At 56.1% G+C, this 20,592-nt stretch carries 19 protein-coding genes; 5 read left to right on the top strand and 14 right to left on the bottom strand.

Annotation, left to right across the window (positions count from 1 at the left end; all coding sequences use genetic code 11):
* Positions 1 to 12 precede the first annotated feature (12 nt).
* The 6 genes from TX82_RS04490 to TX82_RS16965 form a co-directional block, all read right to left on the bottom strand.
* Entirely contained in the window at positions 13 to 2,334 is a 2,322-nt protein-coding gene (locus TX82_RS04490) for a YfhO family protein (protein WP_005007514.1), read from the bottom strand.
* Positions 2,335 to 2,348: 14 nt separating this feature from the next.
* A complete protein-coding gene (locus TX82_RS16165; protein ID WP_005007513.1) occupies positions 2,349 to 3,524 on the bottom strand; it encodes a YfhO family protein in 1,176 nt (391 codons plus the stop codon).
* On the bottom strand, positions 3,521 to 4,627 hold the full coding sequence (locus tag TX82_RS16160; protein ID WP_005007507.1) for a glycosyltransferase family protein: 1,107 nt from the start codon (positions 4,625 to 4,627) through the stop codon (positions 3,521 to 3,523). Before TX82_RS16160 ends, TX82_RS16165 begins: the two co-directional genes overlap by 4 nt.
* A 14-nt stretch (positions 4,628 to 4,641) precedes the next feature.
* Positions 4,642 to 4,992 carry a hypothetical protein gene (locus TX82_RS04475; RefSeq protein WP_187291907.1) on the bottom strand — a complete coding sequence of 117 codons (351 nt, stop codon included), beginning with the start codon at positions 4,990 to 4,992 and terminating at the stop codon, positions 4,642 to 4,644.
* On the bottom strand, positions 4,968 to 6,377 hold the full coding sequence (locus TX82_RS04470; protein ID WP_005007505.1) for a glycosyltransferase family protein: 1,410 nt from the start codon (positions 6,375 to 6,377) through the stop codon (positions 4,968 to 4,970). Before TX82_RS04470 ends, TX82_RS04475 begins: the two co-directional genes overlap by 25 nt.
* A gap of 240 nt (positions 6,378 to 6,617) precedes the next feature.
* Positions 6,618 to 6,977, bottom strand: coding sequence for a prepilin-type N-terminal cleavage/methylation domain-containing protein (locus TX82_RS16965; protein WP_005007504.1), 360 nt, complete (start codon positions 6,975 to 6,977; stop codon positions 6,618 to 6,620).
* A gap of 96 nt (positions 6,978 to 7,073) precedes the next feature.
* On the opposite strand from TX82_RS16965, the gene TX82_RS15945 reads away from it, so the two are divergent.
* The 5 genes from TX82_RS15945 (at position 7,074) to TX82_RS04445 (ending at position 10,359) form a co-directional block, all read left to right on the top strand.
* On the top strand, positions 7,074 to 7,406 hold the full coding sequence (locus TX82_RS15945) for a hypothetical protein (RefSeq protein ID WP_144079080.1): 333 nt from the start codon (positions 7,074 to 7,076) through the stop codon (positions 7,404 to 7,406).
* Positions 7,407 to 7,498: 92 nt separating this feature from the next.
* Complete coding sequence (gene nadD, locus TX82_RS04460) at positions 7,499 to 8,200, top strand: nicotinate-nucleotide adenylyltransferase (protein ID WP_005007502.1); 702 nt, start codon at positions 7,499 to 7,501, stop codon at positions 8,198 to 8,200.
* Positions 8,200 to 8,553: a ribosome silencing factor gene (gene rsfS / locus TX82_RS04455; RefSeq protein ID WP_005007501.1), complete on the top strand. Its 354-nt coding sequence runs from the start codon at positions 8,200 to 8,202 to the stop codon at positions 8,551 to 8,553. Before nadD ends, rsfS begins: the two co-directional genes overlap by 1 nt.
* A 29-nt stretch (positions 8,554 to 8,582) precedes the next feature.
* The gene (locus TX82_RS04450; protein WP_005007500.1) at positions 8,583 to 8,987 is read left to right on the top strand and encodes a TraR/DksA family transcriptional regulator; all 405 of its coding nucleotides are present in this window, start codon (positions 8,583 to 8,585) and stop codon (positions 8,985 to 8,987) included.
* A 52-nt stretch (positions 8,988 to 9,039) separates the two neighbouring features.
* Complete coding sequence (locus TX82_RS04445) at positions 9,040 to 10,359, top strand: tetratricopeptide repeat protein (protein ID WP_005007499.1); 1,320 nt, start codon at positions 9,040 to 9,042, stop codon at positions 10,357 to 10,359.
* A gap of 113 nt (positions 10,360 to 10,472) precedes the next feature.
* Here the strand turns inward: TX82_RS04445 and TX82_RS04440 are convergent, their stop codons facing one another.
* From TX82_RS04440 to TX82_RS15055, 8 genes are all read right to left on the bottom strand, one after another.
* Complete coding sequence (locus TX82_RS04440) at positions 10,473 to 11,045, bottom strand: hypothetical protein (RefSeq protein ID WP_005007496.1); 573 nt, start codon at positions 11,043 to 11,045, stop codon at positions 10,473 to 10,475.
* Between the two features lie 221 nt (positions 11,046 to 11,266).
* Complete coding sequence (locus TX82_RS04435; RefSeq protein WP_005007494.1) at positions 11,267 to 12,595, bottom strand: ADP-ribosylglycohydrolase family protein; 1,329 nt, start codon at positions 12,593 to 12,595, stop codon at positions 11,267 to 11,269.
* Between the two features lie 29 nt (positions 12,596 to 12,624).
* Positions 12,625 to 13,446 carry an MBL fold metallo-hydrolase gene (locus TX82_RS04430; RefSeq protein WP_005007493.1) on the bottom strand — a complete coding sequence of 274 codons (822 nt, stop codon included), beginning with the start codon at positions 13,444 to 13,446 and terminating at the stop codon, positions 12,625 to 12,627.
* Positions 13,447 to 13,680: 234 nt separating this feature from the next.
* On the bottom strand, positions 13,681 to 15,168 hold the full coding sequence (locus tag TX82_RS04425) for an aldehyde dehydrogenase family protein (protein ID WP_005007492.1): 1,488 nt from the start codon (positions 15,166 to 15,168) through the stop codon (positions 13,681 to 13,683).
* A gap of 224 nt (positions 15,169 to 15,392) precedes the next feature.
* A complete protein-coding gene (gene aroB, locus TX82_RS04420; RefSeq protein WP_005007490.1) occupies positions 15,393 to 16,472 on the bottom strand; it encodes a 3-dehydroquinate synthase in 1,080 nt (359 codons plus the stop codon).
* A 6-nt stretch (positions 16,473 to 16,478) separates the two neighbouring features.
* A complete protein-coding gene (locus TX82_RS15060; protein WP_187291906.1) occupies positions 16,479 to 18,335 on the bottom strand; it encodes a type IV pilus secretin family protein in 1,857 nt (618 codons plus the stop codon).
* A gap of 10 nt (positions 18,336 to 18,345) precedes the next feature.
* The gene (locus TX82_RS04410; RefSeq protein ID WP_005007483.1) at positions 18,346 to 19,899 is read right to left on the bottom strand and encodes a pilus assembly protein PilP; all 1,554 of its coding nucleotides are present in this window, start codon (positions 19,897 to 19,899) and stop codon (positions 18,346 to 18,348) included.
* Between the two features lie 21 nt (positions 19,900 to 19,920).
* The gene (locus TX82_RS15055; protein WP_005007481.1) at positions 19,921 to 20,559 is read right to left on the bottom strand and encodes a type IV pilus inner membrane component PilO; all 639 of its coding nucleotides are present in this window, start codon (positions 20,557 to 20,559) and stop codon (positions 19,921 to 19,923) included.
* Positions 20,560 to 20,592: the final 33 nt, after the last annotated feature.

Here is a 20,592-nt window from a genome sequence, read left to right as displayed (position 1 = left end):
AAGATGTTGATTTTACAGTGACTTTTGGACTTGCTGCTGGGTTGAAACCGACCGGTTCCGGCGGCGCAGCCAGAGTGCCCCCAGGAAGAGAAATACTGTGGAGGCGGCGCTGATGACGAGTCCCTCGCGCCACCCGGCGGGCGTGAACGTGAATTCGACCCTGTGCGGTCCCGGGCCCAGCGGCACGGCGCGATAAAACCGGTTCGCCCGAATCACGATTCCCGGTTCGCCGTCGACGGTCACCCGCCAGCCGGGCATCCACGAATCAAGCAGGACCAGGTAACCGTTGCCCGTCTGCTGGGTGCGAACGGTTACGCGGTTGGGCGCATACTTCAGCGATTTCACCCAGCCGGTGGAGGCGGGAACGTTTTTCAGCGGAGGCGCCTGGGTCAACAGCACCTCACGCAACGGATCGAATCCCTGGCCGTAATAAAGACCCAGCAGGCGTTCATCCGACACCTGCCGCGCACGAGGCACCCAGAAGGCCCGCGGCAGGGAGTCATCGAACACGTGCAGGCGGTCCGGCAGGATCAGCGGAATACCATTCACATACGCCGTGGGCCGATCGACGTCGATCCAGTACTTCACGTTGCTGCGCTTGAGAATGCGGAACCGTGTTTCCGGCTGGGCGTGCAGGAGGGCCCGATACCACAGGAAGTGATCCTTCAATCCCATGGCGAGGCCCGGCATGCCGTCGGCGTACTGCATTCCGTACACGGTGCCGAGAAACGGGTACATGTATTCTTTCATGGCAATGAGCGCGGCGAGGCGGGTGGGGCCGTTGGGCAGGCGAAATCGGTCGGGGTTCTCCACCACCCGCCCCGAATACAGGCGGTACGGTTCCGGATCCGACTGGATGGTGGAAGCCATCACCGGTTGGTTCAAATAGTATTCCTTGTCGATCAGCGGGAAGAGGCCGAAATTTCGCACTACCAGATCGAGGAACAGCGAACCAAGAAAAACCGCCCTGAACAACCCGATTCCGATCTTGCGAAAGTAGAACAGCGTATGCGTGATTCCGAAGGCGAACAGGATGAGCAGGGATGGCACTGCATCCCGCACCTCCGGCGCCAGCGCCGTATTGACCACGGCCGCGGCGGCGATCAGCACGGCGCCCGGAACGAATTTTTCGCCCAGACTGCGTTTGGTTGTGGCCGCCACCAGTCGGTCCCAGACCAGCCCCAACAGAAACACCGAAGCCATGGCGGAAACATAAAAATACTTTTCCGGGTAGCGGAACCGGTCCAGGCCCGGCACCCATTCGTACACCCATGCGTACAACGGGTTGTATTTGCCGAAAGCGAGAAACAGTCCCACCGCAAACATCACCAGCCAGAACACGATGCGCCGGTCCCGCCAGAAACGCAGGCCCACCACGATGAACAGAGGTGCGAAGACACCCAGGTACACGCTTTCCAGAAACCCACTCTGCTCCACCGGAATCACGTTTCCCGTCATGCTTGCCTGCGCTGCGTGCGGCAGGAAAAACGTCTCGAAGGTGGCCGGACTCAGTGACCATTCGGTGTGAAAGGTGTAATCGATGCCGTCGGTGCGGTGACTGTGCTGCATCAACTGGTACGTTGGCAGAAGTTGGACGGCAATGATGCCAAGCCCTAAAATCACCGCCAGCAACAGCATGCCCATGTGCCTTATAGCCGTCAGGCGCCCCCCGGGACCGGGATGTTCCCGTTCTGCGGGCACAAATAACGTCCACAATCCCAAAAGACCACAGGTGAAGATGTTGATCTCCGGGCAGGCGGCAAGCGTCTGGCAGGCAACCAGAAACGCGGTGAACACAAACCAGCGCGCCCGGCACGTGGCACGAAATTTTTCGAATGCCCAGAACAGAATGGGCAACCAAACCGCCCCGAGAAACAGGTTGCTCAGATAGGTCGAAGAAAAAATAAAACCGCTGAGCGCCGCAGTCCACGCCGATGCCACTGCACCTGTCCGCGAGACCCCCCACCGGCGCAGCAGCAGGTACGTCCCGACGGCCAGTATGACGAAATGGAAAATGTAGTACAGATTGAGTGCGATGGGAAAATCTTCAATGAAGAAAAAAAGGCTGGGTGGATAAAACACTCCCGGATGCAATTCCGCAAAGTAGGGTGTGCCCATGTGTACGTTTGGATTCCAGAACGGCAGCGTTCCCTGTTGGTAAGCCTGATGCAAGTGATGCTTGACGGGATAGGTCACCAGGGTGAAGTCGCGGTCAAACGGCACCTTTTCCTGAAACAACATGGGCCAGAAAAAAAACAGCAGCCCGCCCCCGAGCAACAACAACCCGAGACCGCTTTGTATCCGGGACAGCAATGATGAGTTTGGAGTCGTCATCGAACCTTTTAGGCTCAGGAAGTTTTAAGGGAATCCCACCGGTTGACCGGGAGACGTGCAAATACCCGAACCAGCAAAACCGCAAGGAAGATCACAACCATGAGAAAAGTGACGGCCTGCCCTTCAACCAACCCCTCGGGCACATACTTGAATTGCAGGAGATGCATGCCCGATTCCAATGGCACCGCCCGAAAGAAATGGTTGGCGCGGAGAAGGGGTGCGGGTTTGCCATCCACATGCACCGTCCAACCGGGAAAGTAGGAATCCAGTAAAACCAGAAATCCGTTGCCCTCCTGCCGTGTGCGCAAGGTGACGTGGTTGGGTGAATACTCGATCGACTGCACCGTGCCGTCGAATCGTTCCGATGGTTGAAAATCCACCGGTCGGTCGAGCAGAACTTCCTTTCGTGGATCGAAGTCTTTCGCGAAAAACGTGTTGATGAGTTTGATTTCCGGTCCCTGCCGCATGGCAGGCACGAGAAAGGCGCGCGGCAGGGCGTTTTGAAATTCACGGATGGAATCCGAACCAAAACGGTGTGACCGGCTTTCAGGTCCGAACAGGTCCCCCCCGGCGACCCAGTAGCGCACGTTGCTCCTCTCCAGCATGCGTTGCTTCTTTTCAATGGAAGACTTACGGAACATCTGCGTCCACAACCACACGTTTTCCAATTCGATGGCCATCAACCCATCGGCGTAATGGAGTCCGAACACGGTGCCGAGATTGGGACTGGCGGTTTCCTTTTCCAGAATATGGCTCAACACCAGATTGGGTGCCTGAGGGAACAGGTTTTTGGAACGAAACCGTTCGCGGTCCAGGGCCCCGGTGTACACCCGGTAAAGGGGAGGCGACTCCGGCAGATCTGCCATCACTTCCGGCGGTTGAGTGACGAGCTTTTTGTCGATAAAAGGCACCAGCCGGTTATGGGCTGTCCATAAGTCGATGAACACCACGAGCACCAGCAAAGCCCGGCCCCAGCGAGGCTCCATGCGCCCCGTAAACACCATCACCGCAAGTGCCACCACCGCCGCAAACACGCCTGCGGAAAGAACGATGCGATCTTCGTGGACGTACACCGCTATCGAAGCGAGAATCGTGCCGAAAATCAGACAAGCGAGGATGAAGGGAGACAAACGATGGCGCGCCCGGGCCTGGAACAGGTGATCGATGAAATACCCGGTCAGGAACGTCATCGCGAACGCGGAAAAAAGAAAAATTTCTCCGGGTAGCGGAACATCTGCAGAAGCGGATTGAAAGGCAAGAATTGCGTGTAAACCGGATTGTTTCCGCCCAGAGCAAAGAAAAGCCCTGCGAAAAACACGACCGTCCAGAAAACCACTTCCCGTCGGCGAATCAGGACCGCCGCCGACACCAGCGCCAGAGCCGGAATGACGCCCATGTACACCGAGGGGAAATATGGCACTGCGTCCAGCGACGATGCCGTCATGAACCTGTCGAAATTCCGCGCAGCGAACAGGTGACGCAGGGTTTCCGGTTCCAGCGACCACTTCGTGTTGAACGCCGAGTCCAAATCCCACGTGCGAACCGATCGCTGAATGACCCGGTACGTGGGAATAAGTTGAAACGCTGTGAGCGCAATCGCCGTCAATGACAACCCCGCCACCGCGAGCGTGGGACGTTTCCAGTGCGTGCCACGCCCGGGGGTGATGAAGACGGAGGCAAAATACACCGTCAGTGTGGACATCACACAACTTTCCGGACTGCCTCCCAGGATCTGCAGGACCACAAAAATCACCGCCGCTGTCAGCCATCCCCAGTGCGGCCGCACCATGTACTTCTGCACCGCCAGCAGAACCAGGGGCGTCCATACCGTGGACACCAGTTGGTTGCCCAGGGAAACGATGGAAAGGAAGTAACCACCCAGTCCCGCCACCAGGGCCGAAGCCGTGGCGGCCCCCGCAGACATCCCCCAGAAGCGCATCAACGCGTACACGGAAAACACCAGAACAGCGTGGTGCACCACAACGAACAGGTTGAACCCGTAAGGGAAGTCACCCGCGAACAACAGGATATTCAGCGGGTATGCGGCGTTGGGGTGCAACAGAGGAAGGAACGGCACCCCGTTGAAGATGGTGGGATTCCAGTAGGGCATGGCGCCCTGCAGATAGGTGTGCCATTGAAACCATTTTTCAGGCAACCCGAATTTCATCACATCGCGAAAAAAAAACGTATGGCCCAGGGACAGCACCGGCAGGAAATACCAGGCCATCACTCCCGCAAGAAGCAGGAGGGGCAGGGCGTGTATCCGGAACCCTTCGTTATTTTTTTCGTCCATGCAATGAGTCCTCTTCAATCCCTCTGGCGCAGTTGTTCACTGCACTGTTTGAACAACTCCTGTTTATGAGGAGCGATGCGTTGTTCAATACGCTGGTCCAGTCGTGAGAACGCACGCCACATGGGTTCCGTTCGACCTTCTGCACGCAACCGAAAGACAGAATTCAAAAGAGCGCGTTCTTCCCCGGTCAACCGTTCGCTCAAGGTTCGCTTGTGTTGCCTTGCCGCCTGCAGCCGGTCCTGTTCGATGTCGAGTGCGATAAGGCGCAGGCTCGGGATGGTGTAATGCGGGCAGGATCGGGCGAGGCGCTTCAATACGCCGCGGGCGCGGTCGAGCCGGTTCACGGTGACGTAAGCTTTCGCCACGTCCATCCACAACCCGGGATCCGGTTTCGCAGACAGGCCCACCTGTTCGTATTCCAGAACCGCCTTTCCCCACTGTCCCTCGAAACCATAGGCCCGCGCCATGAGAACATGTTGGCGGTCTGCGTCCATATCCGTTTTTTCGTGACATCCGACCACAGAATGACGCTGTTCTGCCACACCGGGACGCGTCCCACGGTCAACGCACCGTACAGCACCACGACCATTATAATGCCTGCCAGGCGCAACCGCACCACAGGGATGCGAAGCAGAATGGACGCCGCAATCAAACAGAAGCCGATGGACGGCAGGTACAGGTAGCGGTCGGCGAGGTAAATGGTGCGCGGCATGATGTTGGTGTAGGGCAGGAGTCCGGCAAAAAACACCACCGCCCCCCACACTTCCGGTCCATACCGGCGAGCCCGGTCAGCGTCCACCACGCACCGTTTGATTTCCACCAACATCCAACCGACCAGGAACAGCAACCCGGGAATGAACAATACCAGAGTTAATGGATCGAAACGGTCTTTCACCTCGATCAGGTACAGAGCGCACAGGTTCACCGGGAAAAGAATGATTTTAATGAAATAGGCATACAGGTCGAAGAACAGGCCGATGTGCTGGAGGGGTGTGAAGTGGATGGTTTCCTTGACGGCGATGCCGACGGTCATTGAATACGTGGCCGCAACGAAAACCAGAACCGCGCCCCATGCCAGGGACTGGAACCCAACCATTCGACGCCAGGAAAACGGACGCGGCCCCAAAAGCAGCTCCGCAAACAGGATCATCCCGGGTACCACCGCCACCGTTGGCTTGGTCATCATGCCCAGCATCAAAAGGGCAATCGATCCCGCAGCGCAAACCGCATACTTCCGGACGCCCTTCCCTGCTCCGACCCAGTAAACCAGCATGGACAGCAGCGCCAGGAAAAGGGACAGCGTGTCCTTGCGGCTGGTGGCCCACGCCACCGACTCCACGTGCACCGGATGGACCGCGAACAATATTCCTGTCACCCAGGCGAGGTTGGGGCGTTTCGTCATGGTCCTCACCAGATGAAATACCAGAAGCGAATTGAGGGTGTGCAGAAGCAGATTGCCGAAGTGAAACCCGGCTGGGTTCATGCCCCACAACTTGTAATCGAGGACGTAGGAAAGAACATAAACCGGATCGTAATATCCCGCTGTCGCCTGGCTGAAGGCCTGCGGGATGAAGCTCCAGTCCCAGGGCGTATTGATGAAGGGATTTTTCAGGATGCGCTCGTCGATGTCGTCATAATTGACGAACCCGTTGCGAAGCGAATGGATGTAAACCAGGAAACTGAGCAACGCCACTGTAAAAGGAGCGCGGTCTCTGGATTGTCTGGAGGCGTCGTTCGGAGTGGTGGGCACCAGTCGATTCTCGTTTAGAAGGAACAGGCAGCGAAACCGGTAAGGGTAAACGAAGTCATACTTCCCCTGCTATTGGACTCCCTTACCGAACCCATGTCAATCCTGCCTGCAGGCCGGCAATCAGATGCGGCCCTGCAGACAAGGTCTGGGCAAAAAAAACTCCCACCCCGGATTCCGGGGTGGGAGCGTGATGGTGAGTTTGGTTCAACACAAACCCGTGTGTCTTACGACACCCATGGATTAGTTGATGTTGCCGTTCGCATCCATGGTGTAGCTGGTCGTGCTGTCCAGGTGCTGAGCCGTAGCGGCAAAGCCGGTTTCATTACCGGAACCCTGGATGCTGACACGGGTGGACTGAACATAACCGTATTCCGCAGCGGTAACCGTGGCTACGTTACACGCCTGGGAAGAACCCTGCTCGGCCCAGTAAGCTTTACAACCCAGGTACAGGTTGTGCAGGTTGGACTTGGAGTCCGAGTTGTAGGCACGAGCTTTATACTGGTTGAACTGAGGAATCGCGATCGCCGCCAGGATACCGATGATGGCGATTACGATCAGCAGCTCGATCAAGGTAAAACCTTTTTCGTTTCGACTAATCATTACTACTCCTCCTGATGAGAGTTAACAGTTTCTGGAACAAAACCTGACTTCTGGGATACTCGTCGTATTCGTTTGCCCACGTAGATTGCAAGCTATATGCCGAAAACACCCAAATTCTTCCATAATTTTAATAATTCATTTAATAACAACAATTTAAAAAATAAAGGGGGAGTTTGTCCAACAAAAATTTCACCGCTTTCCCTCCTGAAAAAGACAATTATTGTCACTCCCGGAGACAAAAATTGTGAAAACCCTTTTGATTTTAGAGGTTGCGGTCCCCTTCCATTAGAATGCCGTGCCATTCCTTTACCAAACCTCCACCCGGAAGGGCAGACCGGACCAGTTGACCCCCAATCAGGCGTTCAGAGAATTGGCCAGAAGAACCGGGCATTTATCCCTTTTCGACCCCTGCGTTTTTTTCTTAAATAAAAGAAATCAAACCGATAAGATGGCGGTATTAACAGGGGCTGCAGGCAGCGGCACATTCCTCTGGCCGGCATCCATTTTCCCGACTCGATTTCATGAACACACCATCCCACGAACAAATCGGAATATTGGGCGGCAGTTTCGACCCCGTGCACAACGGCCACCTGGGCCTGGCACGGGAGGCACGGGCCACTTTTTCCCTGGACCGGGTGCTGTTCATTCCCGCAGCCATTCCCCCGCATAAACGAGACCGGGATATCACTCCGACGCACCACCGTCTGGAGATGCTCCGCCGCGCACTGGAGAATGAAAACGGATTCGAAATTTCGGAAATTGAAATCGAAAGGGGGGGAGTGTCTTACACGCGGGACACGTTGGAAGAACTGCAAAGTCGATGGCCCAACGCCCAGATTTCTTTAATAATGGGTGCCGACACGTTTCGCGACTTTTCAACCTGGAAGCAGTACGACCGCGTGTTGAAAGCGAGTCACATCCTGGTGGCGTCACGCCCCGGCCACACGCTCGACGAAGCCGCCGAAGACATGAAAACCCTGATCTCCGACCTGCCGTTTTCCTATCGGCCGGAGGATTCCGACCACACACGGCGGACGTTTTTCTGCAGGCAAACCGGACGCCGCATCGCACTCTTTCCAATCCCTCCGGAAGCCGTATCCTCAACGGAAATCCGGGATGCATTGAGGCGGGGTGACGCGGTCAAAAAGATGTTGCCACCTGCCGTATCAGGGTATATCATGACGCATCGTTTATACCAAGCACACCCCCATCCGATGTCTTGATGAGAGAGTCTTTAAGCGAACTCCAACAATTGGTGGTTGACGCGGCCACCGAAAAAAAAGCTTCCAATATCATTCTTCTGGATCTGAGAAACCGCACGGACCTGACGGATTATTTCCTGATATGCAGTGGGAATTCCAAAGTCCAGGTTCAGGCCATCGCGGACAACATCCTCGAAAAAACCTCCGGCACTCCCTACGACGCGGTCGCACAGGAAGGGTACCAGCAGGGCAACTGGGTGATCCTCGATCTTGGAGACATGATAGTTCATATATTTTTGCAGGAAGTCCGGACGCATTTCGACCTGGAGCGGCTTTGGGGAGATGTCCCCGTGATTGCAGCGATGAGCGAATGAACGAGTGAACGTGAGGAGATTCCGGAACCATGGACAAGAAGAAAGTTTCCGAGTTGAAGTCCCAGTTGATCCAGATCCGATCGGAAATTCTGGGAGACTTGGAAAAAAACATAAAATCCAGCCAGGATGAAGAATTCACCAAGCTTGTCTCGGATGTGTCCGACGACGCGGCGCGTTCCTCCTCCCGGCAGATGCTGCTCAACCTGGGTGAACAGGAACGGCAAAAACTGAAACTGGTGGAAGAGGCGCTCGAAAAAATCACCGCGGGTGAATACGGTGTGTGCTCGGAATGTGAAGGTAAAATTCCCGAGGCCCGTCTTCAGGTGGTGCCGTTCACCCGGTATTGTGTAAAATGCCTGGAAAAACTGGAAAAGGAAGAAAAACTCAACAGGCGGATGGAATCCTTCGGAGACGATCCGGGATCCATTTCCTGAAATCCGCGACACAAACTGTTTGATCAACAACTTCACAACCTGAATACACGACGTGACCTTAAAACTGATCTCAACCCTGATCGTTTTTGTCCTGCTGATCGTTTACTTCACGTTTCTCAATCCCAGCGACGTCGAGGTTTATTTCACCCAGCACTTTTCCCTGAAAATGCCCATCGTGGTGTTCATGCTGGGTTCGATCCTGGTCGGAGTGGTGTGCACGGCGCTGGCGACGGGGCTCCAGCAGTTCCGCAACTCGCTTCGACAGTACGGCAGGCAGCGGGTGGTCCGGAAACAGGAAAAGCTGCACCGTAAATGGGAAGAACTTTTCCAGAAAGCGATCAACGAGATCACCAGTGGACAGCGGGCCAAAGGCATCGCCCTGTTGGAAAAAATCCTGAACCAGGCGCCGGAGCATTTTGAAGCGCTCGCTCACCTGGGCGATCAATTGCGGGAGGAAGGCGACCCCGAACGCGCCGTCACCATGCACCAACGGGCCATCAAGCTGGACCCGGACAACCTGCCGGTCCGGTTCGCGCTGGCAAAGGACTACGCCGCTCTGGGCAACGTGGAAAATGAAATCGCCACCCTGAAGGAAATCCGCAGCCGCAATCCCAACTCCCTTCCGACCCTGCGCCAGTTGCGGGATGCGTTTTTGAAAGCGGGCAACCCGGACCAGGCGTACCAGATGCAGAAGGCCGTCATGCCCCTCATCCACGACGCCCGCGAGCTCGCGCAGGAACAGGAGCTGTTCAGCCAGATCACGTATTCGAAGGGCTACCAGCTCTACCAGGAAAAGAAAATCGAGCCGGCAATTGTGGAGCTCAAGCGCGCGCTTCGCGAGAACAACAGGTGTCTTCCCGCTTACCTCACCCTCGGCCAGCTTTACCTGGAAAACAACAACCCCAAAACCGCGATCAAATTCTGGAAGGACGGGTTCGACATCACCCAGTCACCCATTTTCCTGATCCGCCTGCAGAACCTCTACGAGGACATGGACAAAGTCCATGACAGCTACAAGCTGTACCAGGAGGCGATCAGTAAAGCATCCAGCGACAACCGGCGCGAATTGTTTTCCATGCTCTACGTACACCATCTCTTCCACCACGAAGAAAAAGACACCGCCATGGAAGTGCTCAACAATATCGAACACCCCTCGCTGTCTACGCAGATGTACAAGATCAAAGCCCTTTTGGATCGTAACGATTATGCGCAGGTGGACGAAATCATGCACGCCACCCACAACCGCCTCTCCATCGCCATCGAACAGTACATCTGCTCGGCCTGCCACCACAAAGGGAACGCCTGGTATGCTTTTTGTCCAGAATGCCATGCCTGGAACACCCTGCAGTTGCAGGTGGAAATCTCGCTTTAATTCGCGACTTCCAGCCAAAAAAAACATGGGTCCGAAGACCCATGTTTCTCCTCCTCCAAATAACCTTGCGGCATTGCGCCGGTGCTGCGAGATTTGCTGTTTTGCCCGGGCGCTTACGGGTTCATCAACCGCGCATCGAGCAGACGCGTATTCTTGGAATACGTTTTCGCCGACAAAAGAATCCGGTCGCTGAAAAGAAAATACAGACCCTCGTCCGGATACCGCGCCACCTGAGCCGTCAGCGATGCCGGCACCCCGTAACTCGCCACCACGTCCTCGAATTTCGCACCGAGGCGGATGTCTCCCTGACTGAACGCGCCTTTGAAGTTCGGGCCGATCTCAATGGCTTCCACCACCTTGCCTTCAGTCAATGCACGGATCACGAGATCATGATTGGGATAAGTGATCTCGATATTGTCCAAACCCGGATCCGTACCGCGATTGATCTTGATGAATTCGGGAATGCCGAGAAGGTCGACGGCTGCCTGCAGGGGCATGTCCACCGACAGGTTTTTGCCCACCACGATGTCCGCCGGTTGGGTTTCACCGGGGCGCGGCGCACACTCCTGTTTCTGTTCCTGCACCGGCGCCGGTGCCGGGGCAGGCTTGGGCGCGTCCTGCGCAAATACCGGATGCGCCGCAAATACGAGGCTCAAGACCAGCAAAAAATAGTTTCCGGATTTCACAACTCTCTCCTACAAAAGTGGACCCGTTAATCTTGTCAAATCCTGCACCCTTCAGATTGGAACCGGCCCCGGTCCCCCTCATAACAGTTTATCTATCAATGGATTATGACAAATATTATAGCCGATTTTCACATCGAGGTTAAGCGGATAATTGAATTTTCCTGTAAAAAATCAATGACTTCCCCAAAAACTGCCAATTTAAGGGGCTATTCGGGCAAAAATTAATCCGAAAATCCCGGTTTGCGTCGCCGATCCCGTTTCTTTTTCGCCTTGTCGCGTTCGAATTGCCGCCACTTGTACGGGTCCTCTTTCAGTTGACTGATGGTATCGCGCGACTCTTCTTCCATCCACAGATCGTCGAGCGGCGTTGATTTCTTCCCCGCTTTCTTCGTTTCCTTCGGCAGAAATTTTCTACGCTCCTCGGCTTCCTTGTTGGTGAGGCCGAGTTCCATCGCAATGAGGTCCTTGTCACTTTTCATATTCTTCCGGCGTGCCAGCGCTTCGCCGCGTGCCTTGATCTCTTTCGCGTTGACCAGCCCGCTCCGCCAGGCGTCGGGGATGGCGTCGAACCCGTACAACGCTCCGGCCCAGGCGCCCACCAGCGCGCCCAGCTTGTCGGCTTCGCGTCCATGATTGAGTGTGGTGGTGAGCACCGCCTCGAAACCACCCGTCATTTCCACCAGCATCAGCAATCCAAACGGCAGGAGGGAAAGCGCGTGCCCCTGCGTCGGGTGCACGATGTCCAAACCGGTGAAGTGCGACGCATTCTCAGCGATCCATTTGCCGAGTGCGTCACGCTGCCCCGGCTCGTATCGCGTTTCCAATTCGCGAAACGTTTTGCTGAACACCTGCGGGTCTTTCTCCACCGCATGCCAGACGTCGCCGTGCTCCGCCTGCAACAACGCTTCGATTTCTTCGCAAAACTCTGCGGCATCGCCAAACAAATGCTGTAACGCACCGGGACTGGATGCGGGTTGCAGATCAAGGCAACGCGTCACCAGAAACCCGGTCAGCACGGTGCCGACGATTTCCCATGGATGCCGGCTGAACAGCCGCGCCGCTTCCACGCACTGACTGCGGAAGGTGACGGAATTGCGTTTCATGTACGCGGCGATCGGTACGGCGACAGAGAACGTCGATCCGAAAGCGTACGGTTCGTTTGACCTCGCCACAGCCGTGCGGTTGGGAAACGATTCGACTGTCTTGTAAAAGCACCCTTCCGGCCGGCGAAACACGCCGAAGTAGCCTTCGGGTCCGTTCGCCCCCATGCGCATCAACACATCGGCGACCGCTTCCGGCTCCGGTTTTTTCGTGGTCAGCAAAACCTCGCTCAGCGCCAGCGCCGTCTGCGTCTGCACGCCGTACAATCCCTTCATGCGGTACCGCTTCACGCCTTTTCCGATGTAAGGTTTCACATCGTGATAGGCATCGACGGTTTTGAAATACTGTTTGACGGTTTCGGGTTTGAGGCCCTTCACCGACTGACCGAGCGCGTCGCCGACGGCCATGCCGTACCAGCTGCCGAGGGCTTTGTCATCGGAGGCACTCATGCGGAAGGTTCCATGAAAACGGAGGGGGGTTACTGGATGGCAAACAGGGGAGTGGGCCGATCCTGCCTGGCCACCTCCACCGGCACCGGTGAAGCGGCGAGCGCACGGTGCGCGTGGTTCAGCGCCAGCTCCGGCCGGTTGTTTTTTTCGCTCAGATGCATCAGCACCACTTTCTGAAGGTTGGCGTGATTGAGGACACTCAACATTTCGGCGCAGGTCTGGTTGGAAAGATGACCCGTGTCGCTGGCGACGCGCTTTTTGAGCGGCCACGGGTACGAGCCGTTGAGCAGCATGTCGGGATCGTGATTGGCCTCGATCAGCAACACGTCCACCCCTTTCAATCGCGCTTCGACGGTGGGCGTGGAAGAACCGAGGTCGGTGGCGTGACCCAGCTTCATCGATCCGCACCGCACGACGTAGGCCACCGACTCCGCGGCGTCGTGCGGGGTGGGAAACGATTCGATACGCAGGTCGCCCACCGCCACCTCGTCCTCACGCGCAATGCACTGCGCCTTGTCAAACGGATCGTGGTGCCGGCGCGCGCCGTCGAACGTGCCCTGGGTCGCGTACACGGGGACGCCGTGTTTGTTGAGCAGCAACTTCATGCCGCGGATGTGGTCGGAATGCTCGTGCGTGATGAATACCGCGTCGAGGTCAGTCACGTTCCTCTGAACCGCCTCCATGCGCAGTTTCAATTCGCGCAGGGACAGGCCGTTGTCGATGAGGATGCGGGCGCGGTCGCTTTCGACGAACAGCGCGTTGCCCTTGCTGCCGCTGGATAAAACGGAAAATCTAAGAATGGTCCTCCCCTTTCCCGGACCGCGTCCGGAGAAAACGCGTGGTTTCGTCACCCCGCTTTAAAACTTTTCTTAAAGGAATTCCCCTCTGAATTCCAGTTTTCCCCTTATTACCAAGGAGGGACCATTAAAGCAGGTAAACGTTTCCCGCGCAAACGCGTTTACCTTTTGTCGCGGGCCACGCCCGCCTGGACTACGTCCGGAGGAAACGTGTGCCACATGAAATTGGGCCCACCGACCATCGTTCCGTCCATCGGGCATTACCCAACCTGACACGGGCCACGCCCGTTAGTCGTGGTCGATCTGGGCTTTCTGCAGTTTGCCGCTGTAATCAACGAACACCGACTTCCATTCCGAGAAGGTTTCGAGCGCGGCGATACCCACCTCGCGGTGGCCGTTGCCCGTTCCCTTGATGCCGCCAAACGGGAGCTGGATTTCCGCACCGATGGTCGATGCGTTGACATAGGTCAACCCGGTTTCCAGGGTTTCGATGGCCTTGAAGGCCCGGTTGACGTCCTGCGTGTAAATCGCCGAAGACAGCCCGTAGGAGGAATCGTTGACGATGTCCACCGCTTCCTCGAAACTGCTGCAGGCGATGACACCGACCACAGGACCGAAAATCTCCTCCTGCGCGATGCGCATTTTGGAATCGACATCGGCAAACACCGTGGGCTGGTAGAACCAGCCGTTCTTGAGGACCTTGCCGTTGGCGTAATTGCCGCCGGTCAGCAGTTTTGCACCTTCGTCCTTGCCAATCTGCACATAGCGGTGGACCTTTTCGCGCGCCTTGTCGTTGATGAGCGGCCCCATGTCCACTTTCTCATCGAGACCGTTGCCCAGTTTCAGCTTTTTGGCCCGTTCGACCAGCATGTCGGTGAACTTCTTCGCCACCTTCTTGTGAATGACCACGCGGCTGCAGGCCGTGCAACGCTGACCGGTGGTGCCGAACGCTCCGAACATCACCCCTTCCAGCGCAAGGCTCAGGTTGGCGTCGTCCATGATGATGATGGCGTTCTTGCCGCCCATCTCCAGCGAGTACTGCTTCATCCTCTGGGCGCAGGCGCTGGCAATCCCCGCGCCGGTCTGCGTGGAACCGGTGAACGACACCATGTCCACATCCTTGTGCTCGACCAGCGGCGCACCCGCATCGGGTCCGAAACCCGTGACCATGTTGACCACGCCGGGGGGCAGCCCCGCCTTCTCGAAAATGTTCATGAAGTTGACCACGGTCAGCGGCGTGTCCTCCGCCGGTTTGATGACCGCGGTGTTGCCGCAGATGAGCGCCGGGATCAGTTTCCACGACGGAATGGCGAGCGGAAAGTTCCACGGCGTGACGCAGGCGACGACGCCCAGGGGCATCCTCACCGACATGGCGAATTTGTTTTTGAGTTCGGAAGGAACCGTTTCCCCGGCCATGCGCCGGCCTTCGCCCGCGGCGAAGTAGGTGAGGTCGATCGCCTCCTGCACGTCGCCACGCGTCTCGGCGATGATCTTTCCCATTTCCTTCGTCATGTCCTGCGCCAGCGATTCCTTGTGCTTCACCAACAGCTCGGCGACTTTGTACATGATTTCGCCACGTTTGGGCGCCGGGGTTTCCCGCCACATTTTCTTGGCCTTGGCCGCGGCGGCGACAGCTTTGTCCACGTCCTTCTTGTTCGATTTCTGAAAACGGCCCAGCACCTCGTTGCAGTTGGCGGGGTTGGTGTTTTCAAAAATCTCGCCGCTGGACGAGGCCACCCATTTGCCGTTGATATAGTTTTTGTATTCCTTAGTCATTCAACACCTCCGGATGGAAATGCATTGAGATAAGACTGGCGGAGCGAAAGGAGATCGATCGTTGACACAGACCGGAACCCTCCGGGGACCGATGAAGACCCAGGTTCACTGAAAATTCGGGACCTGGAAAAGAAAATGCGGTAAAAACACCGCTTAATTGGAATATAGGTAAATGGCAGGGGGAAGTCAAGCGGACCGGCAGGGGCCCACCCTGCGCGGAGGAATCACTTCGAAATCAAAACTTTTTCAAGTTCCGGCTCGGGGACGGCATCCACGATTTCCACTTTGCCCAGTGTGTGGACGAGGATGAAGCGGATTTTCTTTTCGCGCGCTTTTTTGTCGCGGTACATGGACTCGATGTAAGCGCGGGCGGGAAATTCCGGAAGGGCCGTGGGCAGGCCGTAGCGGTCAATGAGCTTGGTGATCCGCTCCACCGTGGCGGCGTCGCAGTATCCCATCTGGTGCGACAGGCGCGCTGCGGCGACCATGCCGATTGCCACGGCCTCGCCGTGTTTGAATTGCGTGTATCCGGTGAGGGCTTCCACGGCATGGCCGACGGTGTGGCCGTAATTCAGAACCATACGGTAATTGCTTTCGCGCTCGTCTTTCTCCACCACCCGCGCCTTGATGGCACACGAAGTTTCGATGATGTGGGTGAGCGTTTGCGGGTCCTGCGCCTGGATCGCATCCACGTTGTCTTCCAGATACTGGAACAGATCCGGGTCCTCGATGACCCCATACTTGATGATCTCGGCCATGCCGGCGCGGAATTCATCGGGAGGAAGGGTCTTCAAGGTGTTGAGGTCGATGATGACGGCGCGCGGCTGGTAGAACGCGCCGATCATGTTTTTGCCGAGCGGGTGGTTGACGGCGGTTTTGCCGCCGACACTGCTGTCCACCTGCGACAGCAGGGTCGTGGGCACCTGCAGGAAGGGCACGCCCCGTTGATAGGTTGCGGCGACGAAGCCGGTGAGGTCACCGATCACCCCGCCCCCCAGAGCGACCATCAGTGTGTTTCGGTCGTAGGCGCTCTTCATCAGGTGATCATAAACCACTTCGGCGCTGGCCAGCGTTTTGTGCGCCTCGCCCTCCGGAATTTCAACAACGCGGCTTTCGATGCCCGCCTGCTTCAACCCGGCCTCCAGCGCAGGCCCGTACAGAGCGCGGATGGAAGGATGCGTGACGATCACCGCGCGGCGCAGACCGGCAAGCGAAGGCACGCGGTCCCCAAGGGTGCCAAATAGATTCTGGCCGATCAGGATGTCGTAACTCCTGTCGGCCAGATCTATCCTCAAAACTTTCATTGAATCCTATTCGATGTTTTCCCGCACGATGGTGGGCGTAACGAAAATCAGTAATTCCGAGATGGTATCATCTTGCGAACGATTCTTGAAGAGGTATCCGAGAATCGGAATCTGGTGCAGGTAAGGCACCCGCACGCGGGCTTCGTTGATTTCCTGCTGGAAAAGGCCGCCCAGCACCACCGTGGCACCGTTGTCCACCAGCACTTCGGAATTGGCTTCCTTGGTGATGATGGTCGGTACGCCGTTGACCTGCTGACCGAAGTCGGCCTGGTTCTGGGTCGCGGTTATCTTCATGTAGACGTCCTCTTCCGCCGTGATATGGGGTTTGACCGTCAGGTTGATTTCCGCATCGACGAACTCGATCTTGGTACCTTCGTTCGCGGAGAAAGTCTGATACGGGATCTCCCGGCCACTGCGGATCTTGGCTTCCTTGTTATCCAGTGTCGTCACCTTGGGATTGGCGATGGTGCGCGACTTGCCCTCGCTCTCCGCGGCGGCCAGGATCAACTGCAACTGGTGGTCCGCATCGCTCATGGTCAACGTGTACAAGCCCGCGGGCGTGGCTACGTTAGTGGCGAGGTCCACCAGGAATTCGCCGTTCAGCGTGGTCGGGAATCCCGGGTTGGCCACGTCGATGTTGTTGTTCAACGTCCATTGCAGTCCGAGGTCCTGGGTGAACGACCGGGCGATCTCGATGATACGGGACTCGATCATGACCTGCGGGGTTCGGATATCCAGCGTCCGGATCACCGACACCATTTCCTCGATCTTGTCCTCAATGTCGGTGAGGATCAGCGTGTTGGTCCGGGTGTCGGAAGAGATCTGACCCCGGTCAATCGACTTGATTTTTTCCAGATTTTTCACCATCTCCTCGATGTCCGCGTAACTGATGCGGATCATTTCGGTCACCAGCGGTTCGGATTTCTTGGCTTCCTCGAGCGCCGCTTTGGGTGCAATGCGAATGATGTTTTTCTGGCATTTGCGTGCAAGCCCGTAGTTATCCAGTATCAATTCAAGAGCTGTATTCCAGCCGACATCAACCAGGCGGACATTGACGTTTCCACTCACATCCGGAGACAACACAACGTTGAACCCGCTGACATCGGAAATGATACGGAAAATGTTTTTCAGGCTCGCGTCCTGGAAGTCGAAGGTATAGCGTTCTTTCTGTCCGCCCAGCAGGTTGCCGCAGGTATCTTCCACGCTGGCCTTGGATCCCGATTCGTAAAGGGAGCCTTCCTGTTGCCCACTGGTCATGCCCATTTCTTCCTCAAACGAGGAGGCCGTGCGGGTGTCCTTGTTTCCTGCTTCCATGGAAGCCGCCTGAATGCGGACGTCCAGGCTGTTGGGTCCGGTTTTGACGATTTCGTAACTGGCGGTCTGGTTGAGACCGATCTCCAAGCGCAGCACTTTGGCTTCTTCAAAGTACGTCGGGGTGACCGTATTGACCACTCCCTTGTTGACCTGGATGGCTCCGCTCAACATGCCCTGGGACGTACCCGGAAAGTCGAGCACCAGGCGGAGCGGGTTTTCCAGTTTGAAGGCAGTGTAATTCACCGAGCCGCTGATCTGGAGTTGAATGGAGGTTTCGTCGCCTTGCTGGTCTGCGGTCAGGTTCTGAATTTCATTTATGGTCGAAGCGGGCGCCTCTTCGGTCATCTGGGCGACATTCCAAACCTTGCCTTTTTTTCCATTGATGGTTTTCCCGGATTTGGTGACAGAAATCCCCTTCATGTTTTCCGGCTTGACGGAGGCGTGGCCCTTGTCCCCCGTGGCGCCGAAAACCGGGAACGCCGTCAGGCACACAGCCATCACGACGGCGGTCAAACAAGAGATATGAATTTTCATGTTTTTGGTTTTCACAACACGCTCCTCATTCATCGGCCGGTTTAGTAAACTCCAGATATCGGGTTTGGGTCCGGATGTTGCCCTGATAATCGCGGATACGTTCAATAATGGTGATCTTTTCCTGATCAATGGCTTCGACCACACCATAACGCGGTCCAAGCAGAGAACCGACGCGGATGGTATGTCCAAAAGTATCCGGAGTCTCCACCAGGGCAACGGTCTCCTGGCCGTTCCAGATGAGACCGGACAGTTTCAATTGACCCAGTTCATTCTGCAGGTCGGACCCGATCTGCATGGACCCAACCCCACTGGCCTTTTCAATCAGATTCTTGTAATTGCTGATTTCCTCTACGATCTCATCCTTGCTCATGTCCCGCAGTTCTCTTTTGTTTTTAAACAGCGCCGCATAGTATTCGAGGTCGGAATGGAGTCTCGGGTCCGTTCGTTTGACTGCGCGGTAGACCTCGTAAGGAATCGACGGAAGGGTTCCCAGTTCCTGGTCCATACGGCTTCGGAACAACTGTTTCTCTTCCATTCTTTCCTTCATGCGTTTCCGCCGGTCCTTGTCTTCCTGCATCTGCTTCTGTATGGCTTCTATATTCACTTCATCAATCTGAGGCACAAAGGGATCCCGTTTGTCCGTGAACATGTAGCGCAGACCGGGAGCGAACACGGCTTTGAGAGTGTCAAAATCTTCTTTCGTGGATTTGAGCCGGCGCACCACTTCCTTCAAGGCCCTTTCCGCCCGCCGATTCATTTTGGAGATACCTGCGGCGTTGCCCTCCTGGTCCCTACGGTTGTACCAGCGCCCTTCGGGCGATTCATAAAACCGGACCATGCGTTCGACATCACGATCACTGAGAGCTTTGTAGCGGAAAAGGTTGTCGATGATGTGCAAGGACCGCTGATGGTCGCGCAGTTCCATCTTCAACTTCATGACCAGCTTCTCGGCGCTGCCTACGGCGAAGAAATCGTTCAACGGCGCCACCGTACGAAGCATGGATGCCTTGAATTTGATATCGTAATCTACCTGCGACTTGGCTTTCTCCAGGCGGTCCATCAACTCCAGGCGCTTTTTGTCCGGAGGGTGTGCCGTGATGCGCTTGAGAAAGCTTTCGTATTCGCCCCATCGCTTCACATAGCTGGAGTCCAATGCAGCGATGCGGCGCCCCAGCGGCGAACGGAAAAACCGGATGGCCCGGCGGATGTGCGTTCGGTTGAAACCATCTCGAAGGGCCCGGAATTTGGTATTGTAAAACTCGTTGGTGTTGAACGCTCCCTCGTACACTTCATTGATGAGGGTGATGTGCTCTTTTGAAAGCCCCAAAGATGACAGCAGGTTCGGGTTGGTGAACACGGAAGGTTCCATGGTCATGCGCGCCACCAGAGCCTTTTCCTTCTGGGATCCGCTTAGCACGAACAACTGCCGAACGAGTGAAGTCTTGTTTTGCGTTCTGGCCGCCTGGAGTTCCGGGACCCAGACGGCAAGGACCATCCAGGCCGCCATCAGGGCCGCCACGAACCAGCGCACACCGCGGGTGTCAGGGAATCCGTTTAAATATTGTGTCTGCGTTTTCATCGTCGCGTTCCACATATGGCTTTATTCACCCTCTTTCTCGGAGCCTTCAATGTATGCAAACGTTTTCGCTTGAATGTCCGTCTTCAACAAAAGGACCGACTTCCGTTGGGCCTCACCCATTTCACCCTTCACCGGAACCTGAGTGGTCTCCCGAACCATTTTGAGCTTGGAAATATTCACCATGCGCAACAGGCTCTGCAACGTGTCAAAGAATCCGGCCGTATGGTAGTAATCCCCGGTGATGGTCATTGTGATGGGGATTTCCTTGTAAAATTTCTTTTCGGACGCTTCATCCAGCCGGAACGTCACAATGTTCACGTCCAGGAACCGGCCCACATCCGAAATTTTGTTCAAAAGCGTGGGCAATTGCTCAACCAACGGAAGCTGGCGTTTCTTTTCAACCAGCGTACCTGAAAGCGTGGCGACCTGTTTGGTGATCAATTCCTTCTGCGACACTTCCTGCTGGTACAGTTTCAGCTTGTCCTCAGTTTTACTCAACTTGGTTTCCAGTTCGCGATACTCATCCTGGTAGGCACTGTAAATTAAAAGGTAATAGGCAATAAAAATGCCGAAGCACAGCGCCGCTCCCACCATGATGGCCTGGGGTTTCTGGAACCGATCCAGTTTGTCGTATGGAATCTTGTCAAAAATTTTATCCATGGATCATCCCTTTTGCGGGGCCTCGAGTTTGAG

It is taken from the genome of Nitrospina gracilis 3/211 (genome assembly GCF_000341545.2).
In the GTDB taxonomy this organism is placed as follows: domain Bacteria; phylum Nitrospinota; class Nitrospinia; order Nitrospinales; family Nitrospinaceae; genus Nitrospina; species Nitrospina gracilis.
Note: the sequence above shows the minus strand (reverse complement) of the source record. Positions and strands in the feature narration are given on the sequence as shown.

Excerpts from the sequence above, each read along its gene's own strand:
- TX82_RS16965 (WP_005007504.1), bottom strand. The coding sequence starts at position 6,977 with ATGATTAGTCGAAACGAAAAAGGTTTTACCTTGATCGAGCTGCTGATC.
- nadD (WP_005007502.1), top strand. The coding sequence starts at position 7,499 with ATGAACACACCATCCCACGAACAAATCGGAATATTGGGCGGCAGTTTC.
- TX82_RS15945 (WP_144079080.1), top strand. The coding sequence starts at position 7,074 with ATGCCGAAAACACCCAAATTCTTCCATAATTTTAATAATTCATTTAAT.
- TX82_RS04435 (WP_005007494.1), bottom strand. The coding sequence starts at position 12,595 with ATGAGTGCCTCCGATGACAAAGCCCTCGGCAGCTGGTACGGCATGGCC.
- TX82_RS04490 (WP_005007514.1), bottom strand. The coding sequence starts at position 2,334 with ATGACGACTCCAAACTCATCATTGCTGTCCCGGATACAAAGCGGTCTC.
- TX82_RS04410 (WP_005007483.1), bottom strand. The coding sequence starts at position 19,899 with ATGAAAACGCAGACACAATATTTAAACGGATTCCCTGACACCCGCGGT.
- TX82_RS04425 (WP_005007492.1), bottom strand. The coding sequence starts at position 15,168 with ATGACTAAGGAATACAAAAACTATATCAACGGCAAATGGGTGGCCTCG.
- TX82_RS16160 (WP_005007507.1), bottom strand. The coding sequence starts at position 4,627 with ATGGACGAAAAAAATAACGAAGGGTTCCGGATACACGCCCTGCCCCTC.
- aroB (WP_005007490.1), bottom strand. The coding sequence starts at position 16,472 with ATGAAAGTTTTGAGGATAGATCTGGCCGACAGGAGTTACGACATCCTG.
- rsfS (WP_005007501.1), top strand. The coding sequence starts at position 8,200 with ATGAGAGAGTCTTTAAGCGAACTCCAACAATTGGTGGTTGACGCGGCC.
- TX82_RS15055 (WP_005007481.1), bottom strand. The coding sequence starts at position 20,559 with ATGGATAAAATTTTTGACAAGATTCCATACGACAAACTGGATCGGTTC.
- TX82_RS16165 (WP_005007513.1), bottom strand. The coding sequence starts at position 3,524 with ATGACGTTCCTGACCGGGTATTTCATCGATCACCTGTTCCAGGCCCGG.
- TX82_RS04450 (WP_005007500.1), top strand. The coding sequence starts at position 8,583 with ATGGACAAGAAGAAAGTTTCCGAGTTGAAGTCCCAGTTGATCCAGATC.